Here is a 12,552-nt window from a genome sequence, read left to right on the forward strand (position 1 = left end):
CTGATTCCGTCAGCACAATTGTTATTTTACGGGAACAAACTGCTCGCCTTGCCAGAGTGCGACCCGCCCTTTTTTATCGGCAACATTCACGCGGGTGAAACGGCGCTCTTTGCCGGGCATGAGGTAATAGTTTTCTTTGCATTCTTTGCCATCTGCGGGCTTCAGGCAGGGGCCGTAAGCCAGGATACGTAGCGTGGCATTGCCGGTATTCACCAGCGTTCCGTTGGCATACTGATAGCGGTAATCCGCCTTGCGTGGGGCAACGACCAGGATGGTGCCGATACGGGCCGATGCGGTAGCAACCGCACTGCGCCTGGCACTATCGCGCTGCGCATCGCTCAACGCCTGATCGAACCAGACGATGCGGTAGTAGCGCTCTTTACTATCCGCCGGGCCTTTGTAGAAAAAGCGAATGACATCACGACTCTTCGCGGGCAGTAGCAGGCTGGCGGGTGTCAGCAGCACTTCATCCTGAGTGTCCATCGGAATCACGCTGCCGCCTTCAAGCGGTGAGGAAAGACGTTCAACATGGATATTGATTAAACGTCCACTCTCGGTGGTATTTTTAATCTCTTTACTGAGCACGCTGGCGTCGCTGTTCATAAATGAAGAAATATCGCCAACATCCAGTGCCAGGGCCGGCATGATGGCGCAAAAATACAGGCTGATAGCCAGAATGCGGTTTTTCATATGAATTCGGTCCGTGGAAGAAAGCAGGGGGAATCCCCCCTGCTCGTGCTACAGAGAAATCAGCTGGTCCAGGTCGCGTCGAACTGGACGCTGACGTCACCGCTCCAGATCCCTTCCGGCAGCGTGCTGTAATCGTTGACTGCATTCGTACCATCGGCGGTGCCGCTGATGATTGAGAAGTTGAAACCATCCTGTGCAGTAGCGCGGCCAGCCTGGTTGTAACCGTTAGACAGCGCGCTAAGGTTGCCGCCCAGAACGCCATTCGCCGTATCGATCATGACGGTATCAGCCGCTTTTTCGACGGCAACGCCGTTATAATCCACACCGACATTCAGCGTCGAACCGGAGGTATCCAGCTGAGTCAGGGTGTTGGTAATCAGACGGGAGGTCAGTTTAAATGCTGTCGCAGTCGCATCCCCTTCAATCGCAACATCGAACAGACCTTTCTGGGTGTTAAAGCCTTTAATTCCTTCTGCATACTGGAAAGCCAGGCTACCCAGAGGTGTCACAACCAGTTTGCTGGTGGTGTCTTTTTTTGCCGTTGCCGACCAGGTTGCGACGGCCTGAGCCGTAACGTCTGCTGCCTGAACAGCGCCCACACAGAAAGTCGTCACAAGAGCTGCTGCTAACATTTTCAATTTCATATTCATCACCTGAGAAAAATAAAAGGCTTTATATCGCCCGTGCTGTTCCATAGTTATTTATGGAGCCATTACCCTTAAGAACAGGATGTTCTTAAATGCAAAAATTGAATACAATCGATAAAACTTAATAGATTTCCGTGAAAATAAAACGCAATAACACTGCAGTAATACAACATTAAATAAGAATCATGTCGGTCCCTGATGCCGGCAAGATAAAACGCATTAAGGCAAGCATGGTAATGTTGTTGTTATTCAACAAGCCGACCTTATTGCTGGTATTACTTTTATGTAAACTCACTGTCTTGATACTCAGACCAAGTGTTTTAGAAATGTCATTAATTAAGTTACCAATAATCAGCAATGACATAATCTTCTCTTCACGAACCGTGAGGTTTCTTTTTCTGACTTTAAACTTCTTCAGTTTAAGGATACTTTCAACCGTTTTAACGCTCGCATCAGCAGACAGAAAGCAGATATTGTTGATGTCAGAAACATCAGTGACAAATTTGGCATCTGGAGCCACAATCACTTTCGCCGGACTGTTCATCAAATAATACTGATACGAGCAAAGCATTTTATCTATCTGTGCAAAATGGATAATGACGTAATCATCGGCGCTCAGTGCCTGGCACTGCTGGTGCGCATACTCATTGTCAATGTTATCGACCCAGGTGATGTTGCACTCATCGTCAGCCATGCTGACCAGACCCTGCATATAGAAATAATTATCTGTTACGATCAATACAGCCATGATAACAGAACCTCCATTCCATTGAGCCTGTTGACCCCATCCGTCGGCAGACGCCAACATCCATGATGACGTTGGCCCCTGCTTTTTTACTTTTCTTTTATGAAAGGTGACAAAACATCACTATTATTTTTGTTACGGTAGCACCGCCACATTTCATACACAAATAGTAAGCTTAATAAGCAAAATTTATTACTCATAAAGTTATGAAGGGCAAAAAAATCACATCTGTTGAGCATTTGTTAAAACTCAAGCCATTGATAAATATCAGAATAGTTAGTAAATTTAACAAATAAAAAGCAATTCAGAAAAACTCTCACCCGGGGATTAAGATTATTCTTAGTTATGAGTGAATGTCAGGTTTACTCTTTGGTGCTAGTATCGCGGCATCAAACCCCAGATAAATGACACAGTGGTAACTATTCTCACAATAAGAAATCATATATGGCTACTATTTACGTTATCGAGAACACGCTGCGATTTAACTCAGAAGCGCATACTCTCCATTCCATAAAAAGTAATGAACGCATGGCCCTGGCAATACCCGCAAGCCTTTGCTTTGATTTGTTAATAAGAAATCAGGGACGAATTGTCACCCAGGCAGAGCTGCTGCAAAATGCGTGGGGAGAAAGAGGGATGAGTGTTACGCCAAATACTCTATATCAAAACATCTCTTTGCTGCGTAAATCTTTAAATCGCTTCAATGTGAATGGCACACTTATTCAAACAATCCCTAAACGGGGTTTCATGATTGCGGATGAAGCGAATATCCGGATTGAGGCTCCCGGGACTCCTGCGGAGAAGGCTAATGATATCGCCGCTGCAGAAATAAATCAGATAAACAGAGCGGTGACGGAAGGACATGGCGCTCATGATGAAGGGAGCCAGCAACTTCACGCCGACCCACCGACGGCGCAAGACAAAGGTGACGTCCTGTCGAGGACAATCATCGGGGCCGTGAGAAAAAGAAAGACAGGATGTCTTGTCGCCGGTATTACAAGTTTGTTGATTATTCTGTTGCATATCTTCATTAATCAGTCAGCAACAACCGATTCACCTTTCGCGTCGTATACACTGATCACGACAATCAATAGCTGCAAGATTTTCAGAAACGATGACCTAAGATTTGATGAGTACTATATTAATTTTCTCAAAGAGCATAATATCAGCTGCTCAAATGGACGGACTATTTATATAACGAATCATTACCCATCGAGCAGGACATCACTGATCTCCTGTCGATATCCAATAAAATCTAATAAAAAATCATTCTGTACCTCATTTTATTACTTAAAATAACACAACATGAAAACACGAAAGATAAATAAAGCTCTTGCATATACAGTCATTATTATCACAATAAGCCTTGCTTTTTATTACATCAGCTCATCTGATGACGGTGAAAGCATTAACTGCACGTCCGCTTTTTCAATAGTTAATGATGGTAAAGAATTTGCTTTCTCTGTCACTTTCTTTGCCAGCGATGGTGATGGATTAATTACATTCACCGGTAGCTCAGGAAATTCAATGGATAATATCAGCATCAGAAAATATATAACCTATGTAAAAAATAAAAATAACATTTATATTTTCAGAAGTAGCGACACGAATATTCGCTCGAATGCCACTGCGCTTCCTGAAAAATTCGATGAGATTCTACCGCCGTTCTTTACGGAGATCAGAAAAGAAGATCGGTTCATTATCAAAATATTAAAGATAAAACATGACTCATGGGTCTTTATGTCAACAAACACCCCTTATTTTATTTGTGAAAATACAAATAGTTAGCATGGGTTTCGTTAGCACAACGCGTGGTGCTTGAAACTGCCAGGGCAACGTTTAATCGCACAATGCGGCTGATAACAGCAACCCTCTATCGTGGTAGCCCCGAAATCATAGGGGCAGGATGGCCTTTCCCTTAAGGCTTCCCATTGTGCATGGCTGTAGGTTGAAATATTATAGACCTTAATATAATGATATTTTCCATTAACTAATACTTTCGAGGAATACAGTTTCATGGATTCCCCGGGAAGCAACAGAATATCGGCTTCATACCATATGATAAATTTTAAAAAGCGCAATCTCGAGATGCTTGAAAATGCCACACCAGAATGTGGGCAGATAATTGTATTCTGAATTGTCCATTTCATGTCGCGTCCTTGTGCTTTCCGGGAAATAGCCACGTAGATAGTCATAGCAAAGATTATAATTATCCGCAAGCCCTCCCGGCAACATTATGATGTAAAATCACGATGAGCTGTCAATGAACAGATAAATAGTCAGCGGAGAACTAATATAAAATACGTAGGCATTAAGAATATAAATACATAATTCTACATTGCGCCGGGTATAAATTTACAATACGCGGATGAGCGATGTGCCGGCTACAGTTAAAAAGGACGCGACGGGTTGTCATCAACCCATCGCATTATTTGTGGATATTTACCAGGTTTTCCCGATATTAAACTGAAACTGCTCCGCTTTATCGCCATCATATTTTTTAAATGGTTCGGCCCAGGAAAAGACCAGCGGCCCCAGCGGCGACATCCATTGCACGGCAATCCCTGCCGACATACGAATATGCAGCGGGTCGCCGTAGTCAGGGATCCCGGCAGCCTGCGTCTGAGCGGTATTTTGCCATGACGTACTCCATACCGTCCCCGCATCGACGAACAGCGAGGTACGTAAACTGTCGGCATATTTATCATTAATAAACGGCGTCGGAATAATAAATTCGCTATTCACAACCGCCATGGCATTTCCGCCCACCGCATCCGAAGAGCTTTCAACCGGGCAGTGACTGTAGCTGCTTTCAGTCCCGTTACAGCGATAGTAGGCTGCTTTTGGACCAATCGTATTGGAAGAGAACCCCCGCACTGACGACGACCCTCCGGCATAGAAGTTATCGTAAAACGGAACCGAATTCCCGTTCAGACCGCCGGCATAACCTGCTTTCAGATGCTCCATCCAGACCCAGCTTTTCCCTTCATTAAGAGGGAGATATTGCGTGGTATCGAGGGTGAGTTTGTAGTAGCTGTTGTCTGATCCCGGCACGGTCACTTTACCGCTCAGACTGCTTTTATTGCCGGAACGAGGGAAAAAACCGCGATCGAGATTGTTGTAGCTCCAGCCCAGACTGGCAAAAATGTCGTTGGCGCTATACTTCGCCCCGCTGTCACCATCTTTGGTGACCACGTTCGGATAAATACCTCGCGAATTAAGGTAATTCCACGTCGTCAGCTCCGGATCCATGTTCGTCAGGTAGTTATGGACGTAATCAATACCCACATTCAGCGAGTTATTCTCGCTAATCGGGAAGCCAAGATTACTCCCCAGCCCGTAACTTTGCTGGTTATAGCTCCCGGCATCTGCATCGGCGGCATCGTAGCTGTTGTAGAAAATTTTCCCGCCCAGGCTGACGCCATCAACGGTAAAATAGGGATCGGTGGCGCCCAGTTCAACATAGGACTGGTAGCTGTTACGCGTGCCGTTAAAACTCACGCTGTTGCCGGTGCCTAACCAGTTATCCTGAGTGACGCCAAGCTGATAGCTGATGCCGCTGTCTGTCCCAAATCCCAGGCCCACGTTAAACGAACCGGTGTTACGTTCTTTCACTTTATAGATCACGTCGACCTGATCCTGGCTCCCGGCAACCGGGGTGATTTCTTTATCCACCGTTTCAAAAAAGCCCGTACGATCCAGCCGCTCTTTCCCTTGCTGTACTTTTTCGTCGTTGAGCCACGCCCCCTCCATTTGCCGCATTTCACGACGCAAGACGGCGTCACGCGAAGTATCATTGCCGGCAAAACGGATCTGGCGCACGGAATAACGACGTCCGGCATCAACATTGATATGTAGAGTCACACTTTTGTTGGCCTCATCAATTTCCGTACGGGTATTCACCTGGGGCCAGGCATAGCCATATTTACCAAAGCGTTTTTTGATGCTGTTTTCAACGGCGGTAATGTCGGCTCCACTGTACCATTTGCCCGACAGAGGCTGCGCCAGCGCTTCTGTCTCTTGCGTGTGCCCGGCCATCTCACCGCTCACCCGCGTACTGGTGACTTTATAGCGCTCGCCTTCAGAGAGATTGACCGTAAGATACAGCGACTTTTTATCCGGTGTGATGCTGACCTGACTGGAGTTAATAGCAAAGCGCGCATAGCCACGATCGAGATAATAACTACGCAGGGTTTCCAGGTCTGCTTCCATTTTTTGTTTCTGATATTTCTTGTCGCCAATCACGTTCCACCACGGAACATGATCACGCAGCTGCAGCTGGTCCAGTAGCGTTTCCTCGCGGAAGGCTTTATTGCCGATAATATTAATCTGGGCAATCGTCGCGGCGATACCTTCCTGAAAAACAAACTTTAAATCGACGCGGTTTCGCGGCAGCGGCGTGACCACAGCATGAACCTGCGCGCTGTATTTCCCGACGCTATAATAGAAATCCTGTAATCCTTTTTCTATTTCACTGAGAGCATTACGATCTAATGCACTTCCTTCTTCGACGCCGCTGGCTGCCAGATTGTCCTTCAGGGCATCATCCTTCACCGCTTTATTCCCCGAAAAACTTAATTTGGCGATCGTCGGACGCTCTTTAAGTTGTACCACCAGCGTCGTGCCATCGCGCAGGATCTGGACATTTTCAAAATTACCGCTGGCATATAAAGCGCGTAGCGACTCGCTAATATCATCATTAGATACCGGTTCTCCGGCATGGATGGGCATGCTTAATAGCGCGGCCCCTACCGTCACGCGCTGCAACCCTTCAAAACGAATATCATCAATTGTGTACGTTGTTGATGCATAAAGTGTTAAGGGAGACATTAATAACCCGGCAATGATATTTATTTTCTTTAGCATGGACGTTTTCGTCTAAGAGATATTTGGCGATAGCAGAATTCTGCTGGGATTTGCGTAAGCAACGCGCAGAATTACACTTCATTATGGCGAAACAATGGAGAAAAAATGGATGTTATTGGCTGGAGAAAAAAATAAAACTTAACGGAACTTCGTTCGAATAAATTAGTCTGAGCAGCAACCTGATAACCGAATGAGAGCGCACAATGACTGTAAGGTATAAAACAAAAAGCCCCCTTTCTAATGGGGTGAAAGGGGGAATGATCTTGTCAGGAATGATGCTCTCTGGGATAAACCAGGAACACCGGAAATTTACCCTGAAATACCGAACTTAAAATGAAGAGATATTGAATAAATTATGCAGTAACGCTCCGTAGTACCCGCAAGGGTTGCGGGTGTCAATTTGTATGCATTCTTCATATTTTCCTCAAAATAGCAGAATAGAGTATGAGAGGCTTATGGGAACATCAAAGCACATCAAGCGTTATATCAAAAAAGTAAAGTAGTGGCGCCTTACCATGGAGGGTGAGGCATTTACCTGGCCGCCTGCAGCCCTCCCGCCACGTGATGGAGGGGCCCGGTCCTGGAATGAGCATGAATCATGCGTAGAAATGAGATCCAGCAGTCCGTTCTCAACGAACTGGTGCGCTGGATAAAAAACAACCTCGAGAAAAAACTCACGGTCAATGCACTCAGCGCGTTTTCCGGGTATTCCGAGTGGCACCTCTTTCGTTTGTTCCGCCATCATTTTAATATGTCGCCGATGGAATATATCAGGCAACAGCGCATGTCGCTATGCCGTGATTTATTACAGGTGCAGCCGGCTTTCCGTATCGTCGATATTTGTATTATGGCCGGATATGAAGACATCAGCGCATTTAACCGGACATTTAAGAGGTATTATTCGGTCACTCCCACGCAGTTTCGCCGGCGCATCAATGAACAATCTGGATAATGTTTCCTGGCGATAAAAATAAAAGGCCGGGAACAGCGCAATGTTCCCGGCCAGGCAGAACAGGATCAGAAATGTGTATTTACACTGACATAGAAGGTCCGCCCTGACTCATTATAGGTCTCCGCCCCGGCACCGTATAAATAGGCGCCGGTGGTCGCGTTCCCGGTCGTTTGTGCATTCCCGGCACGATAGTGGCGTATATCAAAGAGGTTATCCACGCCGCTGGTCAGGCTCAGATTTTTGTTCACATCCCAGGTCGCGCTCAGCCCGACGATGCTGTACGGACTCACTTCGTTCAGCTCACTACCGGATACCGCCTCACCTTTGTAATTGAAACGCTTAGGTTTCTGCCGCCCGTACCAGGTAAAAGTGCTTTGCAACGAGAGATCGTCGCGGACCTGCCAGCCGAGCGTAGAGTTAAGGGTAAACTGCGGAATCACCGACAGGCGATCGCCGGTCGTCTTGTTCTTACTTTGCAACATCCAGGTCAGGTTATTACTCCAGTTGACCGTTTCACTCACCGGCAGGTTAAGCGAACCTTCCAGCCCCTCCACCAGCGCTTTGGGGACGTTCTCCCACTGATAAATATTCGTTGTTCCATTGCTCGCCGTACCGACGGCTGAATACCCGGACTCAATTTTATTGTGGTAGTCGTTACGGAACCAGGTTATCCCCGCCTGATAGCCTTCGTGCTTGTATTCCAGACCAATCTCTTTGTTAACGCTGGTTTCCGCCTTCAGATCGCTATTTCCCATCAGATAACAAGCCGAACTGCTGGCGTAGCACCCCTGGCCGTTACTATAGAGAATATAGTTGGGGTTAAGCTGATAGAGGTTCGGCGCTTTATAGGCGCGGGCAATGCCGAGCTTCAGGGTCCAGTCGTCGCTCAGTCCCTGCGACAGATTAAGCGACGGGCTCCAGTTATTACCGACGAGGCTGTGATGGTCAAAACGCAGAGCCGGCGTCAGCATCGTACTCTCGGTTAGCGCGATATTATCTTCCGTAAACAGCGAGAAAATTTCGGCGCTGCTGTAAGGAGTGCGGCCGGAGGTCGAAATACCGTCGATGGCGCCGTAAGAGAGCGCCTGGGTGGTCGACACGCCATCTTTCATACGCTGCTGATTCCACTCGGTGCCCAGCGTCAGGTTCTGCTCAACGCCCAGGGTAAACGGAATATTGACCTCGCTGTGCAGCAGAACGTCCGCCAGATCGATATCCGAGAATTCGCTGCTGGAGAAGATGCCCTCGGTCCCGCCCGCCAGACCTTCATTCATACGGGAGTTACGGGTATGTTCATACTGCGCATAGCTGTTGCTGGTAACGCCGTTGTCCCAGCCTCCGGTCCAGGTAAGGCCGTAGGTCTGACGGTAAATTCGGTTGGTCTCTTTACCGTACATGCTTTTCACTAGCGTACTGGTATTGGTGTTCTGCGTATCGCCCGCGTAGAGGTTGCCCTGGCGGCTATAGCCGGTTTCAAACTCCAGCGCCTGCATGGGGGCAAATTCCCAGCGCAGCTTACCGTGGATATCTTTGTTCACCACCCCTTCACGCCCGGCAGGATAAGATCCGGCATAGCTGCCGGTCCGCTCCGCCTCATGGCCGGCGTTAATATCCTGGGCATCAGCCTGGGTTTTACTCAGATTGCCCCATAAATTAAAACTCACGCTGTCCGACATCGGCCCCTCAAGGCTGAAGTTCGTCCGCTTCGTCGCCCCCTCTTTTCGGTGCTGAGGCGCATTCATGTAGGTATTCCAGGAGCCATGCCATTCATTATTCACAGGCTTAGTGATGATATTCACGACGCCACCCATTGCGCCGTTGCCATAGCGCGCCGCCGCTGGGCCGCGAATCACATCAATGTGGTCGATCATCTCCGCGGGAACCCAACCGGTGTCGCCACGCGTATCGCGATCGCCGCGCCAGCCATAGCGTACCGAATTGCGACTGGTCACCGGCTTACCATCGATCAGGATCAGCGTATTCTCTGGTCCCATACCGCGGATATCGATCTGCCGGTTATTCCCGCGCTGGCCGCTGGTCGAGTTGCCGGTGAGGTTCACCCCCGGCTGAGTACGAATCAGTTCGGAGATATCGCGTGCCGGCGGGTGTTTGCGTATTTCGTCAGCCGTGAGCGTTGAAACGCCCGGCGCCTGTAAGGTCTGTCTGGCAGCGGTCACGACCATCGTCTCTTCGTTTTTGGCCGCAGCGCTGTCGGCGTCCTTTGCCTCTTCCGGTATGCTGCTGTCGGCGGCCTGCGCGGGTAGCGCCGCGCCCCAGATAGCCAGATGAATTAGCACGGCCAGCGAGTAGTGTGAGTTTCGTTTCATGGAGTATGCCCTGTTTTCTTTTTTTGCTGTCGGGGCGCGCCTCCTTCATCCTGAGATAAACAGCGGCAATCATTTTCATGCGAACAACTTCATGCCTGGTTTTGGCATAGCAAGGCCCTCCCGGAGAATGAACGGGATATAACTAGCCTGTGGCCAAAATATAAAATCTCACCCTGTCAAAAATGAAAAATACGCGCCTGCACTATTCTTAGATAGCGTCTTTCGATCAGCCTTAGAGATGATTATTGTGCGTTATCACGTTATTAGAAATGAGATTCATTATCAAGCTGATAATGTAAAACAGCGGAAACAGATTAAAATATAACAAATAAAACAACAGGATAAATTACAAACAATATTCTCAAGACACTCAAATAATTAATAACAACACTTACAACAACATAAAAAAAACATTATTCAATCATATTATCTCCATAATCATTTATGGCTGCTGATCCCTTTATAAAAATAAAATGAATACCCCACAACAGAGAGCATAGCCCGCCCAGCAATATGCCTGCCAGAATCGAGGCAAAGAGTCTCTCTTTTTGCAGCACAAAAGTCGCGCTCGCCTCTGACACAACCGGCGATGTCTCCCCGCGCGGTCGGGAAAACGAACAGGCTAACCCCCCCAGAGTTGACTAAAATAAAGGGATGCACCTGCGGAGCCTCTCTCCATGAACATCCTCTCATTTCAACGACCCGCTATCGCCAGCTTTGCCTGCCTTATTGCCCTGCTGTTTGCCGGTTCCGTTTATGCGGCAGTTGGGGAAAAGAAACCACCGCCTCAGGAAAAACGAGAGGCGCTGGAACTCAATACGCAAGAGATGCAGAAGCCCTGGCAAGGCGATCTCCCCGGTATGCTCGACAGACGCGTCATCAGAGTGTTAACCACTTACAGCAAAACCTTTTTCTTTATCGACAAAGGCACCCAGCGCGGGGCAACGCATGACATCTTTATTGAGTACGAACGCAGCCTTAATCAACAGTTGATGAAGGAGAAAAAGCTCAAACATCGCCATCTCAAGGTACGGATCATTTTCGTCCCGGTGGCCCGCGACCAGCTTTTCAGCGCACTCGTTGCCGGCAAAGGAGATATCGTCGCCGCAAATCTTACGGTTACCGAGGAGCGGCAGCAGCAGGCTGACTTCACGATACCGCTCTATTCCAATGTTCAGGAGCTCCTGCTCTCCGGGCCAGGTTCACCGGAAGTCGCCAACCTGGAACAACTTTCTGGCAAAGAGGTATTTGTTCGTCAGTCATCAAGCTATTACCAAAGCCTGGTCGCCCTGAATGCCCACTTTGCGAAAGAATCTCGTCCGCCGGTTATTATCGCAGCCGCTCCGGAATCGCTCGAAGATGAGGACCTGATAGAAATGCTCAGCGCTGGCCTTATTCCGTTGACGGTCGTCGATCGTCATAAGGCTCTGTTCTGGAAACAAGTTTTTCCCAAAATTGAGGTGCATCAGGACATTGTCCTGCGTAAAGATGCCAGCATCGGCTGGGCGGTACGTAAAAACAGCCCGCAGCTTCTCGCCTCGCTAAACCACTTTGTGAAGGCTAACGGTCAGGGCAGCAAGCTGGGAAATACCATCCTGTTGCGCTATCTGAAGAACGCGAAATATGTCAAAAATGCCGCCGCGCAGAAGGAACGGCAGAAATTTCTGGCGATGGTGGATATCTTCCGTAAATACGGCGATCGATATGACGTTGACTGGCTGTTAATGGCGGCCCAGGGTTATCAGGAATCGCGCCTCAATCAGTCGGTTCGTAGCCACGTGGGCGCCATCGGCGTTATGCAGGTGATGCCGCGGACCGGCAAAGAGCTGAAGGTCGGAGATATCAGCAAGCTGGATCCGAATATCCATGCCGGGGTGAAATATATGCGCTGGATGATCGACCATTACTATGGCGACGAGCCGATGACCCGACTCGACAAAGCGCTCTTTTCATTCGCATCCTATAACGCCGGGCCAGCCCGTATCGCCCGCCTGCGGACAGAAACCAGCAAGCGCGGTTTTAACCCTGATATCTGGTTTGGCAATGTGGAATATCTGGCCGCGGAGAAGATCGGTTCCGAGACCGTCACTTACGTCAGCAATATCTATAAGTACTACATTGCCTATCGGCTGATCGTCGATGAGATGGCGCGGAAGCAAAAAGCCACGGCCCACTCCAGCGGCGCGGCAGCGCCCGCCGCGGAACAGAGCGCTCCCGCCACGCCGTGAGGCGGTCGCATCGCTGGATACGCGGAGAGAGCAGACATAAAAAAGCCCCAAAACGGGGCTTTTTCTTATGCTTTAACGGCAGTGTCTAAGGATGGTC

The 12,552-nt window shown here is 48.6% G+C and carries 10 protein-coding genes; 4 read left to right on the forward strand and 6 right to left on the reverse strand.

All coding sequences use genetic code 11. The features are described 5' to 3' along the window. Positions 1-21 precede the first annotated feature (21 nt). The 3 genes from DSD31_RS24065 to DSD31_RS24075 all read right to left on the reverse strand — a co-directional run bounded on the left by DSD31_RS24065 (position 22) and on the right by DSD31_RS24075 (position 2,085). Complete coding sequence (locus DSD31_RS24065; protein ID WP_004856504.1) at positions 22-690, reverse strand: EcpB family pilus assembly chaperone; 669 nt, start codon at positions 688-690, stop codon at positions 22-24. A gap of 59 nt (positions 691-749) precedes the next feature. Then, complete coding sequence (gene ecpA / locus DSD31_RS24070) at positions 750-1,334, reverse strand: common pilus major fimbrillin subunit EcpA (RefSeq protein ID WP_004856503.1); 585 nt, start codon at positions 1,332-1,334, stop codon at positions 750-752. A gap of 175 nt (positions 1,335-1,509) precedes the next feature. Continuing rightward, positions 1,510-2,085: a LuxR C-terminal-related transcriptional regulator gene (locus DSD31_RS24075; protein WP_004856502.1), complete on the reverse strand. Its 576-nt coding sequence runs from the start codon at positions 2,083-2,085 to the stop codon at positions 1,510-1,512. A 441-nt stretch (positions 2,086-2,526) separates the two neighbouring features. Between DSD31_RS24075 and DSD31_RS24080 the strand changes: the two genes are divergently transcribed. Further along, positions 2,527-3,381, forward strand: coding sequence for a winged helix-turn-helix domain-containing protein (locus DSD31_RS24080; RefSeq protein ID WP_015585358.1), 855 nt, complete (start codon positions 2,527-2,529; stop codon positions 3,379-3,381). A gap of 6 nt (positions 3,382-3,387) precedes the next feature. Continuing rightward, on the forward strand, positions 3,388-3,870 hold the full coding sequence (locus DSD31_RS26550) for a hypothetical protein (protein WP_224050099.1): 483 nt from the start codon (positions 3,388-3,390) through the stop codon (positions 3,868-3,870). 11 nt (positions 3,871-3,881) lie between these two features. Here the strand turns inward: DSD31_RS26550 and iraM are convergent, their stop codons facing one another. Further along, positions 3,882-4,232 carry an anti-adapter protein IraM gene (gene iraM / locus DSD31_RS24090; RefSeq protein ID WP_004856494.1) on the reverse strand — a complete coding sequence of 117 codons (351 nt, stop codon included), beginning with the start codon at positions 4,230-4,232 and terminating at the stop codon, positions 3,882-3,884. 292 nt (positions 4,233-4,524) lie between these two features. Further along, positions 4,525-6,948: an outer membrane protein assembly factor BamA gene (gene bamA, locus DSD31_RS24095; RefSeq protein ID WP_065905670.1), complete on the reverse strand. Its 2,424-nt coding sequence runs from the start codon at positions 6,946-6,948 to the stop codon at positions 4,525-4,527. Between the two features lie 598 nt (positions 6,949-7,546). On the opposite strand from bamA, the gene DSD31_RS24100 reads away from it, so the two are divergent. Beyond that, positions 7,547-7,900, forward strand: coding sequence for a helix-turn-helix transcriptional regulator (locus tag DSD31_RS24100; RefSeq protein ID WP_099144730.1), 354 nt, complete (start codon positions 7,547-7,549; stop codon positions 7,898-7,900). Positions 7,901-7,965: 65 nt separating this feature from the next. Here the strand turns inward: DSD31_RS24100 and DSD31_RS24105 are convergent, their stop codons facing one another. Continuing rightward, a complete protein-coding gene (locus DSD31_RS24105; RefSeq protein WP_015585362.1) occupies positions 7,966-10,227 on the reverse strand; it encodes a TonB-dependent siderophore receptor in 2,262 nt (753 codons plus the stop codon). A 677-nt stretch (positions 10,228-10,904) separates the two neighbouring features. Here DSD31_RS24105 and DSD31_RS24110 point away from each other — a divergent pair. Then, the gene (locus DSD31_RS24110) at positions 10,905-12,455 is read left to right on the forward strand and encodes an MltF family protein (RefSeq protein WP_015585363.1); all 1,551 of its coding nucleotides are present in this window, start codon (positions 10,905-10,907) and stop codon (positions 12,453-12,455) included. Positions 12,456-12,552 lie beyond the last annotated feature (97 nt).

Source organism: Klebsiella sp. X13 (assembly GCF_003323835.1).
Lineage (GTDB): Bacteria > Pseudomonadota > Gammaproteobacteria > Enterobacterales > Enterobacteriaceae > Klebsiella > Klebsiella ornithinolytica.

What these genes read in the sequence shown, in the direction of transcription:
- DSD31_RS24080 (WP_015585358.1), top strand. Translation starts at nt 2,527, where the DNA reads ATGGCTACTATTTACGTTATCGAGAACACGCTGCGATTTAACTCAGAA.
- bamA (WP_065905670.1), bottom strand. Translation starts at nt 6,948, where the DNA reads ATGCTAAAGAAAATAAATATCATTGCCGGGTTATTAATGTCTCCCTTA.
- DSD31_RS24100 (WP_099144730.1), top strand. Translation starts at nt 7,547, where the DNA reads ATGCGTAGAAATGAGATCCAGCAGTCCGTTCTCAACGAACTGGTGCGC.
- DSD31_RS24105 (WP_015585362.1), bottom strand. Translation starts at nt 10,227, where the DNA reads ATGAAACGAAACTCACACTACTCGCTGGCCGTGCTAATTCATCTGGCT.
- DSD31_RS26550 (WP_224050099.1), top strand. Translation starts at nt 3,388, where the DNA reads ATGAAAACACGAAAGATAAATAAAGCTCTTGCATATACAGTCATTATT.
- DSD31_RS24110 (WP_015585363.1), top strand. Translation starts at nt 10,905, where the DNA reads ATGAACATCCTCTCATTTCAACGACCCGCTATCGCCAGCTTTGCCTGC.
- ecpA (WP_004856503.1), bottom strand. Translation starts at nt 1,334, where the DNA reads ATGAAATTGAAAATGTTAGCAGCAGCTCTTGTGACGACTTTCTGTGTG.
- DSD31_RS24065 (WP_004856504.1), bottom strand. Translation starts at nt 690, where the DNA reads ATGAAAAACCGCATTCTGGCTATCAGCCTGTATTTTTGCGCCATCATG.
- iraM (WP_004856494.1), bottom strand. Translation starts at nt 4,232, where the DNA reads ATGAAATGGACAATTCAGAATACAATTATCTGCCCACATTCTGGTGTG.
- DSD31_RS24075 (WP_004856502.1), bottom strand. Translation starts at nt 2,085, where the DNA reads ATGGCTGTATTGATCGTAACAGATAATTATTTCTATATGCAGGGTCTG.